Genomic DNA, 23,250 nt, shown 5'->3' on the forward strand with positions numbered 1-23,250 from the left:
AGTGGGGAGGTGTTCCGCAACAAACAACAGCTTGCGCGGTAAGCAACAGAGTGGCGTAGGCCACACCTAAAAGTCAAGGTTTTTCGTCTCATGAGCATGTAACCCTTGACACACTCCGGGGCATGGACCACGCTGTTGCATATTGTGATTCTTGTTGCGTAATAAGCGATTGGAAAAGAAAATATGCAGATCCTTGCGATTGTGGGAGCCTCGCTGGCCGGCCTTTCGGCCGCCCGGGCTGCCCGCGCTCAGGGCTTCGGCGGACGACTGGTCATCATTGGCGATGAACAGCACCGTCCGTACGACCGGCCCCCTTTGTCCAAAGACTTCCTTCTCGGTGCCATCACCGCCGAGGACCTCCTCCTGGAAACAGCCGACGACGGACTTGAGGCGGAATGGATCCTCGGCGTCAGCGCGGTCGCCCTGGATGCCGGCAGCCGCACCATCACGCTCTCGGACGGCCGGCAGATCACCGCTGACGGGATCGTCATCGCCACAGGCGCCCGCAGCCGCAAACTGCCGGCGCTCGAAGGCCTGGACAACGTCTCCTACCTCCGAACCATCGCCGACGCCGAAGGCCTGGCGCCGCGGATTGTCGCCGGCAGGCGAATGGTTATCATCGGCGCCGGGTTCATCGGCGCCGAGGCCGCCTCAGTGGCTGCTTTGCGCGGCATGGACGTCACCATGGTCGACTACGCCCGGGTTCCCTTCGCCCCGCAGCTGGGCGAGGACATGGGCGCCACGGTGGCAAAGCTCCACACCGCCAGGAAAGTCAACCTGATCTGCGGTGCGGAAATCGAATCCTTCGCCATCGAAGACGGCCATGTCACTGCCGTCCGGCTCGCTGACGGGCGCAACCTCCCTGCCGACGTCGTCCTTGTGGGAATCGGAGCCCAGCCCAACGTCGAGTGGCTGGAGGGCTCCGGCGTCGAACTGCGCAACGGCGTGCTGTGCGACGCCATGGGGCGCACCACCGCGCCGGGCATCGTCGCCGTCGGAGACTGCGCGAACTGGTTCGAACTCACCCTGGGCGAGCACCGCCGGGTGGAGCACTGGACAGGTGCACTGGAGCGCCCCGCCTTCGCGGTCCAGGCTTTGCTTGACGCCGATGCTCCGCAGCAGCCCGTCAAGCCGCCCTACTTCTGGTCCGAGCAGCACGGTGTGAAGATCCAGTTCGCCGGGCACTCTGCAGGCCACGACAGGCTGGTTTTCGAGTCCGGAGATCCTGAGGAACACAGCTTCCTCGCCGTCTACTACAAGGGTGACACGCCTGTGGCGGTCCTTGGCATGAACCAGCCACGGCTGTTCACCAAGTGGCGCCGCAGCCTCGGAGCCCCTGCCGCGGGGCCGGCACCGCTGCTGGCGGCAGCTTCCTGACACCGCGGCAGCTTCCTGGCACCGCTGCCGCGGTGAATGGATCTTTTTTGACTACAAGCATTCCCATGCACTGGCGCATGGGGTTTTTGAGGAGGATTTTTTGTCTGTTGAAGTGAGTGCGCCGAGTTTGATTCCGACGTTGTCGGGGGCAACGTATGTGGACGAGGCGGTGTTCCGGGCGGAGCAGGAGCGGATTTTTGAGCAGATGTGGTTCTGCGCCATCCGTTCCTCCGACCTGGACAAGGCCGGGGCCTGGCGGACGGTCCAGATCGGCCGCGAAAGCGTCCTGATCAGCCGCACCCGCAAGGGCCGGATCCGCGCCTTCTACAACATCTGCCGCCACCGTGGCGTGAAGCTGTGCATGGAGGAGCAGGGCGAAGCTGCCCGCTCGTTCCAGTGCCCGTACCACGCCTGGACCTACGACTTTGAGGGCAAGCTCATTGCCGCACCGAACCTGACGAAGATGCCCGACATCGACCGTGACGAGTACGGGTTGTCGAAGGTCCATGTCCGCGAGTACCTCGGCTATGTCTGGGTATGCCTCGCCGAAGAGCCGCCGTCGTTCGAAGAGGACGTCATGGGCGCCATCGAGGAGCGCCTCGGCGACCTGAAGGCCATCGAGGGCTACGACGTGGCCAACCTGAGCCTGGGCCGGCGGATCAAGTATGACGTGAAGGCCAACTGGAAGCTCATCATTGAGAACTTCATGGAGTGCTACCACTGCGCCACCATCCATCCGGAACTGACCGAGGTGCTGCCGGAGTTCGCCGACGGCCTGGCAGCCCAGTACTTCGTGGGCCACGGTGCCGAGTTCGGTGAGGACATCAAGGGCTTCACCGTGGACGGGTCCGAGGGCCTGGACGTCATCCCGGGCGTCGGCGAGGACCAGGACCGCCGTTACTACGCCATCACGATCAAGCCCACGGTGTTCGTCAACCTGGTCCCGGACCACGTGATCATCCACCGCATGTTCCCGCTCGCGGCGGACCACACGATCGTCGAGTGTGACTGGCTGTACCTGCCGTCCGTCGTCGAAAGCGGCAAGGACGTATCCGCCTCGGTCGAGCTGTTCCACCGCGTCAACATGCAGGACTTCGACGCGTGTGAACGGTGCCAGCCGGGCATGGCGTCGAAGAACTACGCCAACGGCGGTGTGCTGGTCCCGTCCGAGCACCACATTGCGGCGTTCCACGAATGGGTCGATGCCAAGGTCGGTGACGTCCCGCTGTCCGGGATCGCCGCGCTGGGCCTGACCCCCGACACCCCGCCGCTGGAGGAGCGGGCCGTCACCGTTGAACGCAACGAACCGGCCACGACGGCAGCCGGCGCCTAAATCCACAACAACGAAAGCACCCCGCCCGGGACAACCCGGCCGGGGTGCTTTTTGTTCGGGCAGTCGCCCTAGCGCCGGGTGTACCCCATGTTGGCGCTGACCTGCAGGCCCGCTTCCTTAAGCGATTCCAGCAGGCCGGGGATTTTCTCGGGGTCGAAGCGGAACGCCGGCCCGGAGATGCTGACCGCGCCGATCACGTTGCCCTGGTGGTTGTAGACGGGGACAGCCACGGCATTCAGGCCGATTTCGAACTCCTCGCGCACCACTGCGTAGCCTTTGGCGCCAACCTCGAGCAGTTGGGCGTCCAGTTCCTTCCGGCTGGTGATGGTCCGGGCCGTGCGGGGTTCCAGGCCGGTCTCCTTGAGGATCCGGTCGCGGTCGTCGGCCTCCAGTGCGGCCAGGAGGACTTTTCCGCTGGACGTCGCGTGCAGCGGGGTCAGGCTGCCCACCCAGTCGTACGTGGCAAGCGTGGAAGGGCCCATCGCCTGGTCCACGTTCACTGCGTAGTTGGAGCGCAGGACGGCGAGGTTGACGGTTTCCTTGAACTCTTCGGCCAGGCTTTCCAGGACCGGCCGTGCCTCGTGCACCAGGCTCAGCCTGCCGGGGATGGAACTGGCAAGCCTCAGGATGCCGAAGCCCAGCTGGTACTTGCCCCGTTCGCTGTTCTGGTGCACCATCTGGCGGCTTACCAGGGAGCCCATCAGGCGGGAGACCGTGGACTTGTGGATGCCCATCTCTTCGGCGATTTCGCTGACGCCGGCGTGCCCGTCCCGTGCCAGGATTTCGAGGACCGTCAGGGCGCGTTCCACCGACTGGACGCCGCCGCTCTGGCCGCCCTCGGCGTCGTTATCGGATTCCGGGTCATTTTTAGGAGCCATACTTCCTGATCCTATGCCGGGAACTGTGACCGCCGTGACATTGCGTTAACACCGTTGACGCGTGACCACCCGCAGGGTCAGCTGCCGCGGTACGTGGAGTAGGCAAACGGGCTGAGCAGGAGCGGGACGTGGTAGTGCTCCGGGCCGGTCACTTCGAACACCAGGTCCACCTCGGGAAAGAACGTTGCCGTCTGCAGGCCGGCATAGTACTTGCCGGTGGCAAAGTTCAGTTTGTAGTGGCCCGGTGCGAGCTCCTCGGGGCCAAGGTCCTTCGCCCTGCCGTCCGCGTCGGTGGTGGAAGCCGCGAGCTCCCGCCAAGTGCCGCCGTCGTTCCGTGAAAGTACGACGGCGACCCCCGCGGCCGGGCGCCCGGCACCGGTGTCCAGGATGTGGGTGGTGACGTGCGAGACGCTCATTCGGTGATCAGTCCTTCCAGCCGCAGTACGGCGATTTCGCGCAGTTGCTGGGCCACAATGGTGTCTTCTTCGGCGGGGGAGTGTTCGAGGCGCTCGTTCAGGGCCTGCAGGATTTCCGGGGCGGTCCGTCCCGCTGCGCGGATCAGGAACACCCGGCCGAACTTTTCCTCGTAGTCCCGGTTCCCCCTGGCCAGTGCCTCCCTGACCCCGGCGTCGGACGGGTCGACGTCGGCCTGCTCGGACCTGGACATGGACGCCTCGGCCGTTGCCGCCGTCGGCCGTTCCCCAATCCGGGGATGGTGGGCCATGGCAGCCTCGACTTCGGCGGGTGTGAAGGGGTTGGCGGCCCCGGAGGCGAACGCGAGGAGGGCGTCCTTGCTGTCGAACGGCCGGGCCGCGGTGACAGTGTCCACCCACCTGGCCACGTCGATGCAGGGCCGCAGGGTGGCAGCGGCGAGGACCGGATCCGCGGTGTTGAATTCGGCAAGCTTCATGCGGCTTGTTCCTTGTGACAATGCTGGCATCCATGGTGACGGCTATGCGGACGCCGGACTGCCCGGCACTCCACACCAGCGGGTGCAGAGCTTCCGCATCATGGAACTGTTATTTCAGCATACGTAAGAATCTTGCTGTAGGAGCGCCGGTGGTGTCAAGAGACTACAACACAGCCGGTATCATCACGGATAGGCCACTGGCCGGTCTCAATACTGCTGGGGAAGAAAAGAATATGGACGGGGCGGCTATGCAAATGCTGACCGAACAGGACGCCGGGCGTGACCATGGCCTGGGCGAATACGGACTGTTGCCGGTTCCCGGCACGGCGCCGACGCTGCTGGATGTACGCGCGCAAAAAACCTTGGACGGCCTGGTGCGCCTCGCGGCGTCCATCTGCGGGGTGCCGTACAGCGTGGTCAACATCATCACCTCCAACCAGCAGGTACAGATTGCGGCCTCTGGCATTGAACCCGGGGTCTGCTCGCGCGAAGACTCCATGTGCGCCACTGTCTTCCTGAGCCGGGGCACCACCGTCGTGCAGGACGCCTCACGTGATCCCCGGTTTGCGGCCAATCCCTTTGTGACAGGCGAAATCGCCGATGTCCGCTTTTACGCATCCGTTCCGCTGCAGACCTCTGGCGGACTTGTGCTTGGTTCGCTGTGTGTCTTCTCCGACAAGGCCGAGCTTCCCACCCAGGAACAGATCGGCCTGCTGGAAGACCTGGCGGAGCAGGTGGTGGAGCTGCTGGAACTGCAGCACCGCACCCTGCAGCTCAACACCGCCATGGAGGAGCTCGAACGAAGCAACGCCATGCTGGCCGAGTTTGCAGGGCGGGTCAGCCACGACCTCCGGACCCCGCTGACCACCATCCTGGGCTACGTGGAACTGGCCGAGGACGACCCGCAGATTCCCCCGGGACACGCGGCCGAAGAGTACTTCGCCCTGATCGCCAGCGGCGGCCGGCGCATGCTGGTGACGCTCGACGACGTGTTGGAATACTCCCGGGCGAACGGCGCCCTGCACCGCGAGCGGGTCTCCCTCCTTGCCGTCACCGCGGAAGCCGCCCAGGACCTCGGCGTGGACCTGGGGCTGGGCAGCGGCATCCTGTGCGAGGACGCGGAGCTGTACGCCGACCGGGGCCAGCTGCGCACCCTGGTCCAGAACCTGCTGGCCAACTCCCTCAACTACCCGTCGCCCGGGCGTCCCCTCGAAGTTGCCGTCACGGCGGAAGCCTGCCCCCGCGGCGTGACCGTCAGCGTGGCGGACAACGGCAAGGGCATCCTTCCCGCTGACCGGCCGCGCGCCATGGAACCCTTGGGCCGGCTCAACCGCCCCGGCGACGGACCAGGTACCGGGCTGGGGCTGGCAACATGCCGGCGCATCGCCCATGCCCACGGCGGCGAGCTGTCCATTTCAGACACCGCGGGCGGCGGTACCACCGTGTCCGTGCTGTTCCCCGCCGAGCCTTAGGGCAGAGCATTAGCCTTGGGACGAAGTCCGGGTGAGGACCCAGGTGTTGGTCCCGTCCTGGCGCTCGAACGTGACAGTGGTGACCAGGGCCTCGATCAATGCCAGGCCCCGCCCGGACTCCGCGTCCTCGCTGGCAGGCACCGGTTCCATGGGACCGTAGGGCGGCTTGGCGTTGTAGGCGCTAACCCGGGCCCGCAGCAGCGTGGGTTGCACGGTGATGTCCACGCCCAGCTCCACCGGCTCCCCGGCAGCGGGCTCCGCGTGCTGGACGATGTTGGACGCCGACTCGATGACCGCCGTCGTGAAGGTCATCTGGTCCACGTCGTTGACGAACGGGACGTCGAGCCACAGGCTGTCCAGGTCATTGTGGACCGATTCGATGGAGTCCTCGGCGGCAGGGCCGCGGAAGCTGCGCGTGGCCAGGGCGTCAGTCATTGCTGAATGCCTCCTCCGGTGAACTGTACGCGGTCAGCACCTTGTCCATGCTGGTGAGCTGCAGGACCATTTTGACCTGCGGCTGGACGGCAGCGATGCGGAGGTCGCCGCCTGCCTGCCGGGCGGCCTTAAGGCAGCCGATCAACGCACCCAGGCCCGAGGAGTCCATAAACGCGGTCTTCTCCAGGTTCACCACGATCCGGTTCGACCCGCCGGCGATCACATCGGTGACATATTCGCGCAGCCGGGGAGCGGACACCATGTTCAGCCGTCCGTCCGCCATGACCTCGGCGTAAGAATCTCGCACTTCGTAGCTGAATTCCATCAGGACTCACTTTCTGTATTTATGGGACTGCCGGCGTCTGCGGCCGGTTGGTAGCCTTTGTAGAGCACCGCGCGGACCAGGATGCTCATGACCACCAGGTCGAAGATGACCCAGGCGACGTTAACCAGGGTGCCCAGCGGTTCGGCCAGGCCCGTCGCCAGGCGGATGATGCCGACGACGGCGGCCAGCGCCAGCAGGATGGACACCACGATCTGGGGCTGGATGAGGCTCCAGCTGGGTCCGCCGCTTTGGCGCGCTTTGGGGGTGACGGCGAAGCCGAGGGGACGGCCGAACCAGACGTTCCGTGCCGCCGTCGAACATGCCTTGATCCAGGTGGGGAACAGCGCCAGGCTGTACTGCTGCCCGCGCCAGGTGGGAATTCCGCGGCCGGCGACGGCGAAGAGGATCTGGTTGACCACCATGAACGGGATGAACCGGATGAAGAAGTCCCAGCTCAGGCTGGTGACCGGCAGGATGCCCAGCAGCAGGTAGATGATGGGGGCGGCGAAGTAGATGACGGCCGCGTACCCGCTCAGGTAGGTCCACATGGTGGCGAAGTACATCAGGCGCTGGCCGATCTTGAGGCCCTTCTGCACCAGCGGGTTTTCCCGGAGGAGGACCTGGATGGTGCCCTGGGCCCAGCGGAGCCGCTGCGTAAGCATGGTCTTGAGATCCTCCGGCGCAAGCCCGTAGGCGAGGACCTCGTGGTGGTAGACGCTCTGCCAGCCCATGGCGTGCATCCGCATCGCGGTGGCCATGTCCTCGGTAACCGAGATCGTGGCCAGCGGCATCACCGGCTGGGCTTCGTCGTTCCGCTCAATCGAGAGGGCGTCGAGGACGGCCTGGACCGATTCGAGGGCGCCCAGCGGCGACCAGTCGCGCCGGGACATCCGGTGCACCGCGTCATCGGCAACCACAGGAACCCCGGCCTCACCCACGTGGGCGAGTTCCATCGCGGCGATCTCCTCGAGGTCGGACTGAAGCGCCTCGACGTCGGCCATGACAAGCGTCTGGACGGCGGCGTCGACGCGGCGCCGGACCCGGTAGGTGATTTCGCTGAGCGGCCGGCCGGCGTCGAGCTCTTTCTGTGCCTCGCGGGTGGCCGCCTCAACCTCGTCCAGGACCTCGGCCACCAGGGGCGTGTCCATGTCGGGGGACTTGCGTGCCTTCCTGATGGCGGTCTGGGAGGCGGCCAGCGCGCGCCGGATGCTCTTTTCGGTTTCCTTGACGTAGCCCACGAGGCCGAGCTGCATCAGCGCCTCGCGGCGCAGGATGGCGTTGGAACCGCAGAAGAACGCGGCGTTCCAGCCGTCCTTGCCCTGCTGGATGGGGCCGTAGAACAGGGGAGCCTGGCTGCCCAGCGGGTCGTCGGCGGGGACGTTGCTGAAGTACTGGGGTGTCTGCACCAGGGCCACGCGGCGGTTGTTGAAGTAGCCGAGGGTCTTTTCCAGGATGTCCGGCTCGGGGATCTGGTCCGCGTCCAGGATCAGGAGGAATTCGCCGTCGGTCTGCATAAGGGCGTTGTTCAGGTTGCCGGCCTTGGCGTGCCGGGGAAGGTCCTTAGTCCAGTCCTCGCTGCGGGTGACGTAGCCCAGTCCGTGCTGTTCGGCGAGGGCCTTGAGTTCGGCCCGGGCGCCGTCGTCAAGGATCCAGGTGCTGTGCGGGTGCCGGATCTTCTGCGCCGCCAGCGCGGTGGTCATCACCATGTCGAGGTCTTCGTTGTAGGTGGTGATGAAGACGTCCACCGTGGCGTCCGCAGGGGGCGTCGGGGCGCCCTTGCGGATCTTGAGGCGCCAGACGGTCATGCCGAAAAGCATGACGTCGATGAGGCTGTAGGTCTCGGCGATGACCAGCGGGAGGGCGATCCACCAGGCGTCCCAGTTGAGGGATGCCAGCCAGCGCCACGTGATGTAGTTGATGCCGGTGATGACTGTCAGCACCACCACCAGGCGGGTCCAAAAGCGGGTCATGCAGCGATCTCCTCGGGGAGCCGGCGGACAACCACCACGGTGACGTCGTCTTCGGCGGTCTCTGCGGGGGCGAGGGCCATGATGGCACTGCTGGCGGCATGTGCGGACCGGTGGCCCTGGGTGGCGTTGCGGACGGCCTCGGTGAAGTCCCCGACGGATTCGAAGACGTCCAGGACACCGTCGCTGACGACCACCAGGGAATCTCCCGGTGCGAGCTCAAAAGTGGATTGGGGCCAGTCCGTCCCCGCCCAGGCGCCTACCGGCGGACCCGCGGAGGGCAGGCGCGCTGCCGCGCCGCCTGCCTGGACATGCAGCGCAAGCCCGTGTCCGGCGTCGACGTAGCTGACCTTCCCCGACGCCGCGTCCAAACGGGCGTGGAAGAGCGTCACGAAGGAGTTGGAGGAGTCCAGGTCCGTGGCGATGGCTTTGCTGGCCGAAGCGAAGGCGCCGTCCAGGTCCTGGCGGTGCCCGGTGGAGCGCATAACGGCGCGGACGGTGGCCGCTATCAGGGCTGCGCCCATGCCCTTGCCCATGGCGTCGGCGAAGGTCAGGTGGAGCCCGCCCGGGGTCTGGTACCAGTCATAGAAGTCGCCGCCCACGCTTCGGGACGGACGGAACAACCCGGCCACGTCGTAGCCTTCCACCCGGATGTCCTCCTTGGGCAGCAGGCTCTGCTGGACTTCCGTGGCCCGCTGCAGTTCGTCGCGCGCGGCGGTCTCGGCGGCTGCGCTGGGGCGGCGCCGGAACAGGGCGTTGATCCGGGACTGGAGTTCACGCGGGCTGAACGGTTTGCTGATGTATTCATCGGCGCCGTTATCCAGGCCGGTCAATTTGTCCAGTTCGTCGGCGCGGGCGGTCAGCATCACGATGAAGGCGTCCGAAAATTTCCGAAGCAGCTTGCAGACCTCCAGGCCGTCCAGGTCCGGCAGGTTCAGGTCCAGCGTGACCAGGTCAGGTTGGAGGCGGCGGACCTCCTCCACACCGGGCAGCCCGGCCCCCACCTGGGAAACCTCGAAGCCCTGCTTTGTCAGGACGCGGACCAGCAGCCCCCGGATGTCGGGGTCATCCTCGATGACAACGGCACGTCGGCTTTCGGAGGTTGAGACCATAGCTCTACTTCTACAGTATTAAGCGCGACGCGGCATGTCTCGGGGCTTCACTGCCCTGTCTTCCCGCCCCTGGGCACCTGCTGGGCCCCTTCGTGTCTTCCTGGTCACCGGCGGGTGCACATCCACGGGCGATCTTGCGCAAATTTTGTGATCCGCTTGCCCGGACGTTGAGGGAACCCGGGGACACTCGAAGAACGGCAGCAGCTTCCGGGCATGGCCGACGGCGCCCCCCGAAGCTGGACGGCTTGCGGACGATGGAGCAGTCCATGGGAAAAATGAAAATCACTTACCGGCCACCGGAGCTTGCCGGCCCGGCTGCTGCCGGGCCAGGCCCATCCGTGGCCCCACCTGCGGCAGCAGAACCGGCAAAGACCCCTCCTGCAGGCCCCGAGCCCGTCCTGCCGCGGGAGGTCCTCTCAGCGGGTGCGGCCAAGGCGAGGGCACTGCTGCGGCTGTACCTCCACTCCCGGAAGGTGCGCGCCGCGGCCAAGGCGCTGTCCGCCGCCCTTGCGGAATCCCGCGAGGTCTCCAGCTGGCCCGGAGACCGCCTCCCCGTGGGTGCCGCCATGTCTGACCGGGTGGAGCGGCTGACACGCCGGCTGAAGCTGGAGACCGAGGCGCACAACAGGCTGGAAGCGCTCTTCAAGTCTGTGGATTTGGGGCGTTCCGCAGCAGCAGTTTAGGTGTCACACTTAGGAGCAATCGAGTGGCTGGGGGAGACAGTCAGGAGATTGCAGTGCACTGGTTTACCGGTTGGGCATACCTTATAGCGGGACTTATGACCGTTGACGCGCTGCTTCTGGCGCTGTGGGCCATTGACGAGGACTGGCCCGGTAAATGGTGGAAGAAACCCTAGCTGCCCAGGTCCAGCCGCATCAGGACCCGCGGGAACCCGTTCAGGACAGAACCGGTGTCCGCGGCTTTTGTGAACCCGGCGTCCTCGAAGAGCTTGCGGGTGCCCACGTAGGCCATGGTGAGGTCCACCTTCGAGCCGCTGTTGTCCACCGGATAGCCCTCGATGGCCGGGGCCCCGTAGGAGCGGGCAAAGTCGACGGCGCCGGCCAGGAGGGCGTGCGAGATCCCCTTGCCCCGGTGGCCGGGCCGCACCCGGATGCACCAGACGGACCACACGTCCAGGTCGTCGACGTGCGGGATCTTCCGGTTCGTCGCAAAACTGGTGTCGGCGCGCGGGTGGACCCCTGCCCACCCGACCGGTTCGCCGCCGTCGTACGCCAAAACCCCTGGCGGGGGATCCTGGCCGACCAGTTCCTTCACGAACGCACCGCGCTCGGTCCCGTGGAGGGCCTGGTTCTGCTTGGACGGGATGCGGTAGCTCAGGCACCAGCACACGTTGGCGTCCGGCCGCTTGGGTCCCACCAAGGTGCGGACGTCCTCAAAACTGGTGGCGGGCCGTACCTCAAGAGCCATGTTGTGGTCCCGCCGGAATCAGTCCGCGCCCCCAGCCGTCATTGCCCATCAGCCCGCTCCTCCCGGTCGCGCTTTTCGGAGTTGGCGAAGGAAGTCCAGCACCGCAGAAGCAACCACTTCCGGCTGCTGCGACTGCGGGTAGTGGCCGGCGTCGTCGATCATCACTGCCCGCCCGTCCAGTTTCCTGGCGATCCATTCACATTCGGCCTGGGGGTCCTTGAAGTCCGGATCCTTCCGGCCCATCACCACCAGCGTGGGGACGTGGATTCGGTCCAGGCTTTCCCCTGCACGGACGTGATCGGTCCGGGTGGTCAGGCTGAATGCACGGGTGTATCCGCGTCGCCTGATGCTGGCGGTTACCTTCCGCCTGTAGGCGGCAAAATCGGGGGGAAGCTTTCCCGCATACAACCTCGGCATGTAGGCGTGCCACACAACAGCGGCCCAGGCAGGCGCTAAAAGAAGCCGCATAAAGGCCCGGGAGACAGTGTTCCCGGACCCCGGCTGGCGGACGAACGGCCCCACCAGGACCAAGCCGTCAACGAGGCCAGGATGGCTGGCAGCGACGATTACTGCCGCTCCTGCTGCCATGGAGTTCCCGACGAGGACGGCTGGCTTCCCCAGTTCCTGCAGCAGGGCTGCAAGGTCGCTGGCAGTGGGAATGTCTCCGTAGGTTGCAAACGTGCTGTCGCTGTCTCCATGGCCCCGAAGGTCGACTGTGACAACCTGGTATCCCGCCGCGGCCAGTGCCGGCGCCAGGAACCGATACGTTGACCGCAGGTCCCCCATGCCGGGAACGAGGAGGACGAGGTGGCCTTCGCCCTGGGTGTCGTACGCGATCCTGCCCTCCGGCCTGCCCAGGTAGTACGTTTCCGGCAGGGCCTCCCCAAGGGGTTTAGTCATGCAGCCATGCTAGTTAGCTTCTTGGCCGGCTGACATAGCCACCGGTGCCCGAGCCGTTAAACGCCGGAGCTCCCGCACGGTGAAAGCGCGGGAGCGTCCGGGAAAACGTGCATCAGGTGCAGGGGCGTTTCAGAAAATGCCGCCACAAGTGGTGGAGGGTTCTAGAGGCCCAGCTCTTCCTTCAGGGCCGCGACGTGACCGTCGGCCTTGACCTGGTAGTGCGCCAGGGTGACCTTGCCCTCCGGGTCCACCACCACGGTGGAGCGGACAATGGCCTCGACGATCTCGCCGTCCACAAGCTTCTCGCCCCAGGCGCCGTAGGCCAGGGCGACCGCGTGGTCCGGATCGGAGAGCAGCGGGAAGGTCAGGGAGAAGTCGCCGCTGAAGCTTGCAAGGGCCTCCGGCTCGTCAGGGGAGATGCCAACGACCTCGTAGCCCTTGTCCTGCAGGGAAGCCAGGCTGTCGCGGAAGTCGCAGGCCTCGGTGGTGCAGCCGGGTGTGGCTGCCTTGGGGTAGAAGTACACGATGACGTTCTTGCCACGGTAGTCGGCCAAGGCGGTCTCGCGGCCCTGGGCGTCCTTGAGGGTGAACTCAGGGGCCTCGATTCCGGGCAGCAACCTGTTGGTCAGGGTGGGGCTCATGGTGTTCCTTTGGAAGGTTCGGTCAATAATGGCCAACATCAAGTGAAGCGGGTTTCCGCTATCACCAACAACTCGGCCGTCACACCAGGTATTCCCCCACCCCTTCTGGGCTTACTCATACGGCAGGCTGAACGTGGTCCGGCAGAGACTCAATTCGGTCCTGGCCGAAAGTCCGGAAAGTCCGGGTTTCACCAGCCAGTTCCCCGGCGGTGAGGCCGTGTACGGGACGTGCGGCGGCGGCACTCCGGTCTGTAACGCCGGCAGCCCTTTCCACGCTAGAGAACGGTGCGTAAAGATCAGCCCGGACCGCGTCATACAGGGACGCGAGTGAGCAGGCGTTACAGCCCGAGTTCCTCACGCAGTGCAGCCACGTGGCCCTGGGCGTCCACCTGGTACTGCGCCAGTGTGACCGTGCCGTCCGGTCCCACCACGATGGTGGAGCGGAGCACGCCCTCGATGATTTCGCCGTTGACCAGTTTCTCGCCCCAGGCGCCGTAGGCCAGTGCGGCCGCGTGGTCCGGGTCGGACAGCAGCGGGAACGTCAGGGAGAAGTCGGCCGTGAACCCGGCCAGGGCGTCGCGGGCGTCAGGCGAGATGCCGAGGACCTCGTAGCCCTTGCCCTGAAGTGATGCCAGGTTGTCGCGGAAATCGCAGGCCTCGGTGGTGCAGCCGGGGGTGGCTGCCTTGGGGTAGAAGTAGACAATCACGTTCCGGCCCCGGAAGGACTCCAGCGAGACGGGGTTTCCGGAGGCGTCGTGCAGGGTGAAGTCCGGGGCAGGGGCGCCGGGCTGGAGGCGGGCGGGGAAGGGCGCGGTGCTTTCAAGTGCCGGGGTGCGGGGCGCCGTAGTGGCCTCGGTGGTCATACTGCTCCTTGGTTTGGTTTAGATGGAGTATTCGGCCGGCCCGCGCACGGTGGCATGCGGGCCGGGAATGAACTGGTAGCCGCCGCCGCGGACGGTGGCGACCGCGTGCCGGGCGTTGCCGAGCTTCCGCCGGATCCGGCCCACATATACGTCGATGGACCGGGCTGTGGCGCCGGGAAACTGCAGGGCCTCAAGGAACTCCTGCAGCTCCTCCCGGCCCACGGTGCGGGACAGGTGGGTCACCAGGTAGCGCAGCACCTTGAACTCGACGCCGGTGAGCGACACCGGCCTGCCGTCCAGCAGGACGGCATCGGCGGCAAGGTCCACGGCGACGGTGCTGACGGGGCCGGCCGACGGCGGCAGCCTGCCGCCGCCGTCGTCCTGGCTTTCGCGGGGGTCCTCCGCGGCGGCAGGAACCGGAGAGGAGTCGGCTGCGGTTCCAGGCACGCCGGGGGAGGACCCCACGTTGGGGGCTCCGGCGGCAGGCCAGTGGACTTCCGCCTCCGGAGCAGTCTGCAGTGCCCGGGCGAGCACGAGTTCGGCGGCCCGGGCGAGGATTTCGGGGCTGGTTCCTTCCGTGGGGACAACCCAGACGGCCAGCCCGCGGGCTGCGGCCTTGGTGGCGGCAGGACGGACGGCAGCGTGGGGCGGGGCCATGCGCGGGCGGGAGGACATTCCCGCAGGGAACGCCGTCCGCGGATGGTGGGCTTCCACTGCCATGGCGGTCCCTAGACGCCGCCGCGGCGGATCAGCTTGCCCGTGGGGGTCTGGCCGTCCACCACGGCGCCGCGCAGGAAGGTCTTGCGGACCACACCGGACAGGGTCTTGCCGTCGTACGGGGTGATGGGGTTCTTGTGCTTGAGCTTGGACACGTCCACCACAAACGCCTCGTCCGGGGCGAACACGGCAAAGTCGGCGTCGTAGCCCAGGGCCAGCTGTCCCTTGTTGGTGAGGCGGGCCAGGTTGGCCGGCTTCTCCGCCATCCAGGAAACCACCTGTTCCAGCGGGATGCCGCGGTGCCGTGCCTCGCTCCAGATCAGGGACAGGCCCAGCTGCAGGGACGAGACGCCGCCCCAGGCCACGGCGAAGTCGCCGTTCTCCAGGTCCTTCAGGTCCAGGGTGGAGGGTGAATGGTCCGAGACGATGCAGTCGATGGTGCCATCCAGCAGGCCCTGCCACAGCAGCTCGCGGTTGGAAGCCTCGCGGATGGGCGGGCAGCACTTGTAGGCGGTGGCGCCGTCAGGGATTTCCTCAGCCATCAGGGTGAGGTAGTGCGGGCACGTCTCCACGGTGAGCTTGACGCCGTCGCGCTTGGCCGAGGCGATCATGGGCAGTGCGTCCGACGACGACAGGTGCAGGATGTGCGCCCGCGCACCGGTCCAGCGGGCCCGTTCGATGACCTCGGCGATGGCCTTGTTCTCGGCGCCGCGGGGGCGGGAGGCCAGGAACGTTTCGTAGTGGTCGCCGCCCGGGTGGGGTGCCCGGTCGATGGCGTGCGAGTCCTCAGCGTGGACGATCATGAGCGAGTCGAAGGACTTCAGCTCGGCCATGTCCTCCTCCATCTCGTCCGCGTCCAGGTGCGGGAACTCGTCCACGCCGGAGTGCAGCAGGAAGCACTTGAAGCCGAACACGCCGTCGTCGTGCAGCGGGCGCAGGTCAGCCTTGTTGCCGGGGATGGCGCCGCCCCAGAACCCGACATCGATGAAGGCCTGGTCCTCGGCAACCTCGCGCTTGAGCTTCAGGTTGGCCACGGTGGTGGTGGGCGGGACGGAGTTCAGCGGCATGTCGATGATGGTGGTGACACCGCCGGCCGCGGCTGCACGGGTGGCGGAGGCGAAGCCTTCCCACTCGGTGCGGCCGGGCTCGTTGACGTGGACGTGGGTGTCCACCAGGCCGGGGAGCAAGGTTTCGTCGTCGGCCAGTTCGATGACCTCGTCGCCGGCCAGGCTGTTGCCCAGCGGCTCGATGGCGACGATCTTTCCGCCGCGGACGCCTACTTCGCGCGGCGCGATGCCGGCGGTGGTCAGGATGCGCTGGCCCCGGATGACCAGGTCAAAACGTTCTTCAGACACGGAGGTCCTCCTTTGTGCTTGGGGTGCGGGCAAGCCTGCCGGCCGCCAGCGTTCCACTGATCTGGGTGCCCAGTTGCTCCAGAAGCTGTCCTGCCTCTGCTATGCACCTGTTTACATCTGTTTCGAGTTCGGTCAAAGCGTAAACGTCTTCGAATCCTGCAGTTGCGGCCTGTCCGGCCTCCAGGGTGGTCCGGCCGCACACGGCGATGACCGGAACGCCCTGTCCTGCCGCGGCCCGGGCGACGCCCAGGGGCGTTTTGCCCAGCAGGCTTTGTTCATCCAGGCTGCCTTCGCCGGTGATCACCAGGTCGGCCCCGGCAAGGCGTTCGGCCAATCCAGTGAATTCGAGGACGACGTCGATGCCTGGCCTCCGCGTTGCGGCCAGTGCCGCGATGGCGGCGTAGCCCACGCCGCCGGCCGCCCCGGCTCCGGGAGCCTCGGCAGCCTTGACGGCGCGGAATCCGATTTCCCTGGCCAGGACTTCGACAAACCTGGCCAGGGCGGCGTCGAGCATGTCGACATCCTGTGGCGTGGCACCCTTCTGCGGGCCGAAAACCGCCGCGGCGCCCTGGGCGCCCAGTAGCGGGTTGTCGACGTCGGATGCCAGCATAAAGCGTGTGTCCACCAAGCGGGGTTCGAAATGGGTGAAGTCGATGCTGTGCAGGTTTGCCAGCGCAGCGCCGCCCGGTGGAAGTTCGTTGTTCCTGGCGTCGAGGAACCTGGCGCCGAGCCCCTGCAGGAGCCCCGCGCCGCCGTCGGTATTCGCGCTGCCCCCAACGCCCAGCACGATGCGGCGGCAGCCCGCGTCCAGCGCCGCCCGGATCAGCTGGCCGGTGCCGAGGCTGGTAGCGGTGGTGGCATCGGCCGGGTCCGGCCGGCCTCCCTTCCGGACGTTCGGCAGCAGGGCGAGCCCGGACGCCGTGGCCATCTCGATGACGGCTTCGTGGCCCCGGACCGCGAAGTCCGCCTCGACCGGCTGCCCGGTGGGGCCGCTCACCGTTGCCGTGCGGCGGGTGAAGCCGGAGCCGACGGCGGCGTCGAGGGTGCCCTCGCCGCCGTCGGCAACCGGAATCCGGACAACCTCAAGGTTGTTGCCGGCAGCCCGCTGCAGGCCCTTTTCCAGGTGGCTGCACACCTCCAGGGCGGACAGCGATCCCTTGAACTTGTCCGGGGCAATGACGATCCGCATGGTTTAGCCCTGCAGGGCCAGGATGGCGGTGGGGGCGTCGGCGGCGGTCTCGGCCAGTTCCTCGAACTCGTTTACGGCGTTGATTTCCACGCCCATGGAGATGTTGGTGACCTTTTCCAGGATCACTTCCACCACCACGGGAACCTGGAACTCGCCCATCAGGGCCTTGGCCTTGTCGAAGGCGGCGGCGAGGTCGTTGGGGTCCTCCACGCGAACGGCCTTGCAGCCCAGGCCCTCGGCCACCTTCAGGTGGTCCACGCCATAGCCGCGGGTGTCCTCGGACAGGTGCGCGCTGTTGATGTTCTCGAACGCCAGGGACACGTTCTGTTCCATGTTGAAGCCGCGCTGGGACTGGCGGATCAGGCCCAGGTAGGAGTTGTTCACCACCACGTGGATGTAGGGCAGGTTGAACTGCGCGCCCACGGCCAATTCCTCGATCATGAACTGGAAGTCGTAGTCGCCGGAAAGGGCCACCACGGTTTCGTCCGGGTTGGACCGTGCGACGCCGAGCGCGGCCGGGGCGGTCCAGCCCAGCGGACCTGCCTGGCCGGCGTTGATCCACTTGCGCGGGCCGAACACGTGCAGCATCTGGGCGCCGGCGATCTGCGACAGGCCGATGGTGGACACGTAGGTGGTGTCGCGGCCGAAGGACTTGTTCATCTCCTCGTACACGCGCTGCGGCTTGATGGGGATGTTCTCGAAGTGGGTCTTGCGGTGCAGGGTGGCCTTGCGGTCCTGGCACTCGGCAACCCAGGCGCTGTAGTCCGGCAGGGACCCGGCAGCAGCCCGCTCCTTGGCGAGCTCAACCAGACCGGCCAGCGCCGCACCGGCGTCGGACGCGATGCCCAGGTCCGGCGAGAACACGCGGCCGATCTGCGTGGGCTCGATGTCGATGTGCACGAACTTGCGGCCGGCGGTGTAGGTCTCCAGGCCGCCGGTGTGGCGGTTGGCCCAGCGGTTGCCGATGCCGATCACGAAGTCGCTCTGGAGGTAGTTCTCGTTGCCGTAGCGGTGCGAGGTCTGCAGGCCCACCATGCCGGCCATCAGCTGGTGGTCGTCCGGGATGGTGCCCCAGCCCATCAGGGTGGGGATCACCGGCACGTTCAGGGTCTCGGCCAGTTCCACCAGCTGGGCGGAGGCGCCGGCGTTGATGATGCCGCCGCCGGCCACGATCAGCGGGTGCTTGGCGGCAAGGAGCATGTCCAGGGCCTTTTCCAGCTGCTTGCGGGAGGCCTTGGGCTTCTCGACCGGCAGGGGCTCGTAGGCGTCGATGTCGAACTCGATCTCAGCCAGCTGCACGTCGATGGGCAGGTCCAGCAGCACGGGGCCAGGACGGCCGGAGCGCATCACCTGGAAGGCCTTCTGGAACGCGCCGGGAACCTGGCCGGGCTCCAGGATGGTCATGGCGAACTTGGTGACCGGCTTGGCGATGGACTCAATGTCCACGGCCTGGAAGTCTTCCTTGTGCAGCTTGGCCACGGGGGCCTGGCCGGTGATGCAGAGCATGGGGATCGAGTCCGCCCAGGCTGCGTAGAGGCCGGTGATCATGTCGGTCCCGGCGGGGCCGGAGGTGCCGATGCAGATGCCGATGTTGCCGTCCTTGGCACGGGAGTAGCCGTCGGCCATGTGGCTGGCGCCTTCAACATGGCGGGCCAGCGTGTGGCGGATGCCGCCGTGGGCGCGCATTGCGGAGTAGAAGGGGTTGATGGCGGCGCCTGGCAGGCCGAACGCCTCGATGGCGCCTTCCTTTTCCAGGATGGCCACCGCTGCATCAACGGTACGCATCTTGCTCATGGGGTGCTCCTTGTTTTGCCCCTTTGGGGCGAAGTCTGGGTGTTTTTTGGGTGTGCTGAGGGAAGGCCCGGCGATCGCGGGGCACTTTGGGGAGGGCCGCCGTCGTAATGGACGACGGCGGCCGGCGTGTCCGTGTCGAAGTGCCCCGTTTTGGCGGGGCTGCTCTTACTTCCTGCCGCTGAGCTGGAGGACCTGCTTGAAGAGTCCGGAGTGGTCCAGTGCGCCGTCGCCCTGGTTGACGGTGGCGGCGACGAGCTGGGCGACGACGGCGCCGAGCGGGATGCTGACGTTGGCTTCGCGGGCGGCGGAGGTGACGATGCCCAGGTCCTTGTGGTGCAGGGCGAGGCGGAAGCCGGGGTCGAAGTTGCGGTCGAGCATCTTCTGGCCCTTCTGGTCCAGGACCTTGGAGCCGGCCAGGCCGCCGCCGAGGACCTTGAGGGCGGCGTCGGTGTCCACGCCGTAGGCCTCAAGGAAGGCGATGGCCTCGCCAAGGACCTCGATGTTGACGGCGACGATCAGCTGGTTTGCTGCCTTGACGGTCTGGCCGGAGCCGGAGGGGCCGACGTGGACGATGGTCTTGCCGACGGCGTTCAGGACGTCCTGGGCGGCGTCGAAGTCTGCTTTTTCGCCGCCGACCATGATGGACAGGACAGCGTCGATGGCGCCCTGTTCGCCGCCGGAGACCGGGGCGTCAAGGGGACGGATGCCGGCGTCGCGGGCTTCGTCCGCGAGGCGCTTGGCGACGTCGGGCCGGATGCTGGAGGCATCGATCCACAGGGTGCCCTGCCTGGCGTTGGCGAAGACGCCGTCCTTGCCGGTGACGACGCCTTCGACGTCGGGGGAGTCCGGCACCATGGTGATGACGACGTCGGCATCCTTCACTGCGTCAGCGATGCTCGTGGCGCCCTTGCCGCCTTCGGAGACGAGCTTGTCGATCTTGTCCTGGCTGCGGTTGAAGCCGGTGACGGTGTGGCCGGCCTTGACCAGGTTGATGGCCATGGGCAGGCCCATGATTCCGAGGCCGATGACTGCAACGTTGCTCATGATGGTTCTCTTTCTGGAAAGTCTGTTCGTGGTGTCCCAACTGACTCGCATTTGTTGTCGTTTTGGAGGCCCATAACGACAACTACTGCGAGTCAGTTGGGCGGGTATGGGCTACTTGGCGGCGTGCTCGCGGATGGCCCAGCTGAAGGCCGTCTCCTGCGGCTCCTTGTACTCGAGGCCGATGTAGCCCTGGTAGCCGAGGTCGCGGCTGCGGGCGATCCATTCGCCGAGCGGGAGGGTGCCTGTGCCCGGGGCGCCGCGGCCGGGATTGTCGGCGATCTGGATGTGGCCGAAGTCCTTGGCGTGGTTTTCGATGACGGATTCGACGTCGTCGCCGTTGACGGCCAGGTGGTAGAAGTCCGCGAGGAGCTTGATGTTCCCGACGCCGGCCTCCGCCTTGGTGCGGGCGATGACCTTCAGTGCGTCATCGGCGGTGAGGAGCGGGTACTTGGGTGCGCCGCTCACCGGTTCGAGGAGGACGGTGCCGCCGATCCGGGCCACGCCTTCAGCTGCTGCCGCAAGGTTCTTGACGGCGAGTTCATCCTGCTCTTCGGGGGTGAACCCGTCCTGCCGGTTGCCATAGAGGGCGTTGAATGCCTTGCAGCCGAGGCGCCCGCCGATGCCGGCGACGACGTCGATGTTGTCCTTGAATTCGGACTCGCGTCCCGTCCAGGAGACCAGGCCGCGGTCGCCGCCGGGCATGTTGCCGGCGTTGAAGTTCAAGCCGGTGAGCTGCACGCCGGCGTCCGTGATGGCGTTCTCGAACCTGGTGACGTCGGCGTCGGAGGGGACGGAGGTTTCGAAGGGCCACCAGAACTCGACGGCGTCGAAGCCTGCTGCCTTGGCGGCCGCGGGGCGCTCAAGCAGGGGCAGCTCCGTGAGGAGGATGGAGCAGTTCACTGTGTACGTCATCGTAGGTCCTTCCGAGGGAGGGGCTTTGATCTATCTTCCCGTGCGTTCGGCTTGGAACCGTATCGGCCTATCATTCGTTTCCGCTTTGTGGAATTTAGATTCTGCTTTATGAAAAGTGTAGGGAAGGGAGGTGATGAGCGTCAAGTGTGGGGGCAAGAGAAAAGGCCGGCTGCAATGCAGCCGGCCTTACCTCGGGGTGACTCCTAGCGCAGGTCGAAGCGGTCGAGCTCCATGACCTTGGTCCATGCGGCCACGAAGTCGTTGACGAACTTCTCCCGGCCGTCCTCGCTGGCGTAGACCTCGGACAGCGCGCGGAGCTGGGAGTTGGAGCCAAAGACCAGGTCCACCGGGGTGGCGGTCCACTTCAGCTCGCCGGTGCTGACGTCGCTGATTTCATAGACGTCCTGCTCGTTTTCGGACGCCTTCCACTTGGTGCCCGGGGACAGGAGGTTGACGAAGAAGTCGTTCGTCAGGACCTGCGGACGGTCGGTGAGGACACCGTGCTTGCTGCCTCCGACATTGGTGCCCAGTGCGCGCATGCCGCCCACCAGGGCCGTCATCTCCGGCGCGGAAAGGTCCAGCATGTAGGCCTTGTCCAGCAGCAGGGTCTCCGGCTGGAGCTTCCCGCCGGGACGGACATAGTTGCGGAACCCGTCGGCGCGCGGCTGCAGGTACTGCACGGATTCGACGTCGGTCTGCTCCTGGGTGGCGTCGGTGCGGCCCGGTCGGAACGGCACGGTGACCGGGAACCCGGCGTCGGCCGCTGCCTTCTCCACCGCAGCGCAGCCGCCGAGGACAATCAGGTCGGCCAGCGAAACCTTCTTGCCCCCGCTTTGGGCGGAGTTGAACTTCTGCTGCACGCCCTCAATCGCCTGCAGGGCAGCAGACAGCTGTTCGGGTTCGTTGGCCTCCCAGCCGCGCTGGGGTTCCAGCCGGATCCGTGCCCCGTTGGCCCCGCCCCGCTTGTCCGTCTTGCGGAACGTGGCGGCCGACGCCCATGCCGTTGCAGCTAGTTGCGAGACCGACAGGCCTGAATCGAGGAGCTGCGCCTTGAGGGAAGCGATGTCCTGCTCGCTGACCAGTTCGTGGTCCACTGCAGGCACGGGGTCCTGCCAGATTTGCGGCTCCGGCACCCACGGTCCCAGCATGTGAGGGCCCACCGGGCCCATGTCGCGGTGCAGCAGCTTGTACCAGGCCTTGGCGAACGCCAGCGCGAACTCGTCCGGGTTCTCCAGGAAACGCCGTCCGATTTTCTCGTAGACGGGGTCAAAGCGGAGGGACAGGTCCGTGGTGAGCATGGTCGGCCGGTGTTTTTTGTTCGGATCGTGGGCATCCGGGATGATGCTTTCCGCATCCTTGGCCACCCACTGGTGCGCGCCGGCCGGGCTCTTGACGAGTTCCCACTCGTAGCCGAACAGGATTTCCAGGAAGCGGTTGCTCCACTGGGTCGGCCGGTCGGTCCAGGTCACTTCCAGGCCGGAGGTGATCGTGTCCGCGCCCTTGCCGGAACCGTAGGTGCTGAGCCAGCCCAGTCCCTGGGCTTCCAGGTTGGCGCCCTCGGGTTCCGGGCCGACATGGGTGTCGGCCTCGGCAGCGCCGTGCGTTTTGCCGAAGGTGTGTCCGCCGGCGATCAGGGCGAATGTTTCCTCGTCGTTCATGGCCATCCGCTTGAACGTTTCCCGGATGAAGGCTGCAGCCTTCACCGGGTCCGGGTTGCCCATGGGGCCCTCGGGGTTGACGTAGATGAGGCCCATTTCGGTGGAGCCTACGTCTTCCGCCATCTGGCCTTCGCCTATGTAGCGCTCGTCGCCGAGCCAGGTGTCCTCCGGTCCCCAGAAGATCTCCTCGGGCTCCCACACGTCCTCGCGGCCAAAGGCGAAGCCGAAGGTCTTGAACCCCATCGACTCCAGGGCGACGTTGCCGGCGAGGACCAGGAGGTCGGCCCAGGAAAGCTTCTGGCCGTACTTCTGCTTCACCGGCCACAGCAGCCGCCGCGCCTTGTCGAGGTTGGCGTTGTCGGGCCAGCTGTTCAGCGGCGCGAACCGCTGGCTGCCGTCCCCTGCACCGCCGCGGCCGTCGTGGACGCGGTAGGTGCCGGCGGCGTGCCAGCTCAGGCGGATCATCAGGCCGCCATAATGCCCGAAGTCCGCCGGCCACCAGTCCTGCGACGTGGTCAGGACTTCGATGATGTCCTGCTTGAGCGCGTCGACGTCGAGCTTCTGGAATTCCTCGGAGTACTTGAAGCCGGGTCCCAGCGGATTGCCTGCCGGGTGGTGTGCGTGCAGCACGGACAGGTCCAGCTGGTTCGGCCACCAGTCCGCAACGGTGCGGGGACGGTGGCCCTTGGGCTGCGGCGAGTCAATCGCCGGGTTTTCACTCTCGCTGCCATGCGAGGTCACGCTGTCGTGGGCGACCGGGCAGCCGCCCTCCACCTTTTGGTCCAGCCCCTGGGCGCTTCCCGGGGTGGGGACAGGGGGATGGTCCTGGGGGTCCGTCATGTGCTTCCTTCCCTATGGCCGAGGCCGTGGTCGGACTCGGGCAGCCGGTTCAACCCTCCCATTTGAACATGGTGGGAGGGTGCGCTGAACCCCCTGCCGC

General features: G+C 66.5%; 22 protein-coding genes. 4 read left to right on the forward strand and 18 right to left on the reverse strand.

Translation table 11 applies throughout. From position 1 onward, the window contains the following. Positions 1-183 precede the first annotated feature (183 nt). Both ACYQ1Z_RS03080 and ACYQ1Z_RS03085 read left to right on the forward strand, forming a co-directional pair. Complete coding sequence (locus ACYQ1Z_RS03080; protein WP_459791006.1) at positions 184-1,377, forward strand: NAD(P)/FAD-dependent oxidoreductase; 1,194 nt, start codon at positions 184-186, stop codon at positions 1,375-1,377. Positions 1,378-1,477: 100 nt separating this feature from the next. Beyond that, positions 1,478-2,710 (forward strand): aromatic ring-hydroxylating oxygenase subunit alpha, encoded by a 1,233-nt coding sequence (locus ACYQ1Z_RS03085; RefSeq protein ID WP_459791008.1) that lies wholly within the window; start codon positions 1,478-1,480, stop codon positions 2,708-2,710. 68 nt (positions 2,711-2,778) lie between these two features. On the opposite strand, the gene ACYQ1Z_RS03090 is transcribed toward ACYQ1Z_RS03085, so the two are convergent. The 3 genes from ACYQ1Z_RS03090 to uraD form a co-directional block, all read right to left on the reverse strand. Next, a complete protein-coding gene (locus tag ACYQ1Z_RS03090; RefSeq protein ID WP_459791010.1) occupies positions 2,779-3,588 on the reverse strand; it encodes an IclR family transcriptional regulator in 810 nt (269 codons plus the stop codon). A gap of 77 nt (positions 3,589-3,665) precedes the next feature. Further along, positions 3,666-4,004, reverse strand: a complete 339-nt coding sequence (uraH, locus tag ACYQ1Z_RS03095; RefSeq protein ID WP_459791012.1) for a hydroxyisourate hydrolase — start codon at positions 4,002-4,004, stop codon at positions 3,666-3,668. Then, the gene (gene uraD / locus ACYQ1Z_RS03100; protein WP_459791014.1) at positions 4,001-4,498 is read right to left on the reverse strand and encodes a 2-oxo-4-hydroxy-4-carboxy-5-ureidoimidazoline decarboxylase; all 498 of its coding nucleotides are present in this window, start codon (positions 4,496-4,498) and stop codon (positions 4,001-4,003) included. The genes uraH and uraD overlap by 4 nt, the downstream gene beginning before the upstream one ends. Before the next feature lie 248 nt (positions 4,499-4,746). Here uraD and ACYQ1Z_RS03105 point away from each other — a divergent pair, with 248 nt between their 5' ends. Continuing rightward, complete coding sequence (locus ACYQ1Z_RS03105; RefSeq protein ID WP_459791016.1) at positions 4,747-5,970, forward strand: GAF domain-containing sensor histidine kinase; 1,224 nt, start codon at positions 4,747-4,749, stop codon at positions 5,968-5,970. 9 nt (positions 5,971-5,979) lie between these two features. Here ACYQ1Z_RS03105 and ACYQ1Z_RS03110 read toward each other — a convergent pair whose 3' ends face one another. From ACYQ1Z_RS03110 to ACYQ1Z_RS03125, 4 genes are read right to left on the reverse strand one after another with little or no spacing between them, the layout of a single operon-like run. Then, entirely contained in the window at positions 5,980-6,405 is a 426-nt protein-coding gene (locus ACYQ1Z_RS03110; protein WP_459791018.1) for an ATP-binding protein, read from the reverse strand. Further along, positions 6,398-6,730: an STAS domain-containing protein gene (locus tag ACYQ1Z_RS03115; protein WP_459791019.1), complete on the reverse strand. Its 333-nt coding sequence runs from the start codon at positions 6,728-6,730 to the stop codon at positions 6,398-6,400. Before ACYQ1Z_RS03115 ends, ACYQ1Z_RS03110 begins: the two co-directional genes overlap by 8 nt. Continuing rightward, positions 6,730-8,700 (reverse strand): glycosyltransferase family 2 protein, encoded by a 1,971-nt coding sequence (locus ACYQ1Z_RS03120; protein ID WP_459791021.1) that lies wholly within the window; start codon positions 8,698-8,700, stop codon positions 6,730-6,732. The genes ACYQ1Z_RS03115 and ACYQ1Z_RS03120 overlap by 1 nt, the downstream gene beginning before the upstream one ends. Next, on the reverse strand, positions 8,697-9,809 hold the full coding sequence (locus tag ACYQ1Z_RS03125; RefSeq protein WP_459791022.1) for a PP2C family protein-serine/threonine phosphatase: 1,113 nt from the start codon (positions 9,807-9,809) through the stop codon (positions 8,697-8,699). The genes ACYQ1Z_RS03120 and ACYQ1Z_RS03125 overlap by 4 nt, the downstream gene beginning before the upstream one ends. Before the next feature lie 266 nt (positions 9,810-10,075). On the opposite strand from ACYQ1Z_RS03125, the gene ACYQ1Z_RS03130 reads away from it, so the two are divergent. After that, complete coding sequence (locus tag ACYQ1Z_RS03130) at positions 10,076-10,492, forward strand: hypothetical protein (protein WP_459791023.1); 417 nt, start codon at positions 10,076-10,078, stop codon at positions 10,490-10,492. Between the two features lie 169 nt (positions 10,493-10,661). On the opposite strand, the gene ACYQ1Z_RS03135 is transcribed toward ACYQ1Z_RS03130, so the two are convergent. The 11 genes from ACYQ1Z_RS03135 to katG form a co-directional block, all read right to left on the reverse strand. Next, complete coding sequence (locus ACYQ1Z_RS03135; protein ID WP_459791024.1) at positions 10,662-11,237, reverse strand: GNAT family N-acetyltransferase; 576 nt, start codon at positions 11,235-11,237, stop codon at positions 10,662-10,664. A 48-nt stretch (positions 11,238-11,285) separates the two neighbouring features. Further along, the gene (locus tag ACYQ1Z_RS03140; RefSeq protein ID WP_459791026.1) at positions 11,286-12,137 is read right to left on the reverse strand and encodes an alpha/beta fold hydrolase; all 852 of its coding nucleotides are present in this window, start codon (positions 12,135-12,137) and stop codon (positions 11,286-11,288) included. Between the two features lie 161 nt (positions 12,138-12,298). After that, on the reverse strand, positions 12,299-12,778 hold the full coding sequence (bcp, locus tag ACYQ1Z_RS03145; protein WP_459791027.1) for a thioredoxin-dependent thiol peroxidase: 480 nt from the start codon (positions 12,776-12,778) through the stop codon (positions 12,299-12,301). Positions 12,779-13,116: 338 nt separating this feature from the next. Then, positions 13,117-13,641: a peroxiredoxin gene (locus ACYQ1Z_RS03150; RefSeq protein ID WP_459791029.1), complete on the reverse strand. Its 525-nt coding sequence runs from the start codon at positions 13,639-13,641 to the stop codon at positions 13,117-13,119. A gap of 18 nt (positions 13,642-13,659) precedes the next feature. Next, positions 13,660-14,361, reverse strand: a complete 702-nt coding sequence (locus ACYQ1Z_RS03155; RefSeq protein ID WP_459791031.1) for a winged helix-turn-helix domain-containing protein — start codon at positions 14,359-14,361, stop codon at positions 13,660-13,662. A gap of 8 nt (positions 14,362-14,369) precedes the next feature. Next, the gene (gene allB / locus ACYQ1Z_RS03160) at positions 14,370-15,713 is read right to left on the reverse strand and encodes an allantoinase AllB (RefSeq protein ID WP_459791033.1); all 1,344 of its coding nucleotides are present in this window, start codon (positions 15,711-15,713) and stop codon (positions 14,370-14,372) included. Further along, on the reverse strand, positions 15,706-16,902 hold the full coding sequence (locus tag ACYQ1Z_RS03165) for a glycerate kinase (RefSeq protein WP_459791035.1): 1,197 nt from the start codon (positions 16,900-16,902) through the stop codon (positions 15,706-15,708). The genes allB and ACYQ1Z_RS03165 overlap by 8 nt, the downstream gene beginning before the upstream one ends. Before the next feature lie 3 nt (positions 16,903-16,905). After that, entirely contained in the window at positions 16,906-18,696 is a 1,791-nt protein-coding gene (gene gcl / locus ACYQ1Z_RS03170) for a glyoxylate carboligase (RefSeq protein ID WP_459791036.1), read from the reverse strand. Positions 18,697-18,861: 165 nt separating this feature from the next. After that, on the reverse strand, positions 18,862-19,791 hold the full coding sequence (locus ACYQ1Z_RS03175; protein ID WP_459791037.1) for a 2-hydroxy-3-oxopropionate reductase: 930 nt from the start codon (positions 19,789-19,791) through the stop codon (positions 18,862-18,864). A 60-nt stretch (positions 19,792-19,851) separates the two neighbouring features. Further along, on the reverse strand, positions 19,852-20,652 hold the full coding sequence (locus ACYQ1Z_RS03180; RefSeq protein ID WP_459791039.1) for a hydroxypyruvate isomerase family protein: 801 nt from the start codon (positions 20,650-20,652) through the stop codon (positions 19,852-19,854). A 203-nt stretch (positions 20,653-20,855) separates the two neighbouring features. Continuing rightward, complete coding sequence (gene katG, locus ACYQ1Z_RS03185) at positions 20,856-23,150, reverse strand: catalase/peroxidase HPI (RefSeq protein ID WP_459791040.1); 2,295 nt, start codon at positions 23,148-23,150, stop codon at positions 20,856-20,858. Positions 23,151-23,250 lie beyond the last annotated feature (100 nt).

The sequence above is a fragment of the Arthrobacter sp. AD-310 genome (genome assembly GCF_054656615.1).

Excerpts from the sequence above, each read along its gene's own strand:
- ACYQ1Z_RS03080 (WP_459791006.1), top strand. The coding sequence starts at position 184 with ATGCAGATCCTTGCGATTGTGGGAGCCTCGCTGGCCGGCCTTTCGGCC.
- gcl (WP_459791036.1), bottom strand. The coding sequence starts at position 18,696 with ATGAGCAAGATGCGTACCGTTGATGCAGCGGTGGCCATCCTGGAAAAG.
- ACYQ1Z_RS03140 (WP_459791026.1), bottom strand. The coding sequence starts at position 12,137 with ATGACTAAACCCCTTGGGGAGGCCCTGCCGGAAACGTACTACCTGGGC.
- ACYQ1Z_RS03090 (WP_459791010.1), bottom strand. The coding sequence starts at position 3,588 with ATGGCTCCTAAAAATGACCCGGAATCCGATAACGACGCCGAGGGCGGC.
- ACYQ1Z_RS03115 (WP_459791019.1), bottom strand. The coding sequence starts at position 6,730 with ATGGAATTCAGCTACGAAGTGCGAGATTCTTACGCCGAGGTCATGGCG.
- ACYQ1Z_RS03105 (WP_459791016.1), top strand. The coding sequence starts at position 4,747 with ATGCAAATGCTGACCGAACAGGACGCCGGGCGTGACCATGGCCTGGGC.
- ACYQ1Z_RS03180 (WP_459791039.1), bottom strand. The coding sequence starts at position 20,652 with ATGACGTACACAGTGAACTGCTCCATCCTCCTCACGGAGCTGCCCCTG.
- ACYQ1Z_RS03150 (WP_459791029.1), bottom strand. The coding sequence starts at position 13,641 with ATGACCACCGAGGCCACTACGGCGCCCCGCACCCCGGCACTTGAAAGC.
- ACYQ1Z_RS03110 (WP_459791018.1), bottom strand. The coding sequence starts at position 6,405 with ATGACTGACGCCCTGGCCACGCGCAGCTTCCGCGGCCCTGCCGCCGAG.
- ACYQ1Z_RS03165 (WP_459791035.1), bottom strand. The coding sequence starts at position 16,902 with ATGCGGATCGTCATTGCCCCGGACAAGTTCAAGGGATCGCTGTCCGCC.
- ACYQ1Z_RS03135 (WP_459791024.1), bottom strand. The coding sequence starts at position 11,237 with ATGGCTCTTGAGGTACGGCCCGCCACCAGTTTTGAGGACGTCCGCACC.
- uraD (WP_459791014.1), bottom strand. The coding sequence starts at position 4,498 with ATGAAGCTTGCCGAATTCAACACCGCGGATCCGGTCCTCGCCGCTGCC.
- ACYQ1Z_RS03175 (WP_459791037.1), bottom strand. The coding sequence starts at position 19,791 with ATGCGAGTCAGTTGGGACACCACGAACAGACTTTCCAGAAAGAGAACC.
- katG (WP_459791040.1), bottom strand. The coding sequence starts at position 23,150 with ATGACGGACCCCCAGGACCATCCCCCTGTCCCCACCCCGGGAAGCGCC.
- ACYQ1Z_RS03120 (WP_459791021.1), bottom strand. The coding sequence starts at position 8,700 with ATGACCCGCTTTTGGACCCGCCTGGTGGTGGTGCTGACAGTCATCACC.
- ACYQ1Z_RS03155 (WP_459791031.1), bottom strand. The coding sequence starts at position 14,361 with ATGGCAGTGGAAGCCCACCATCCGCGGACGGCGTTCCCTGCGGGAATG.
- uraH (WP_459791012.1), bottom strand. The coding sequence starts at position 4,004 with ATGAGCGTCTCGCACGTCACCACCCACATCCTGGACACCGGTGCCGGG.
- ACYQ1Z_RS03130 (WP_459791023.1), top strand. The coding sequence starts at position 10,076 with ATGGGAAAAATGAAAATCACTTACCGGCCACCGGAGCTTGCCGGCCCG.
- ACYQ1Z_RS03125 (WP_459791022.1), bottom strand. The coding sequence starts at position 9,809 with ATGGTCTCAACCTCCGAAAGCCGACGTGCCGTTGTCATCGAGGATGAC.
- bcp (WP_459791027.1), bottom strand. The coding sequence starts at position 12,778 with ATGAGCCCCACCCTGACCAACAGGTTGCTGCCCGGAATCGAGGCCCCT.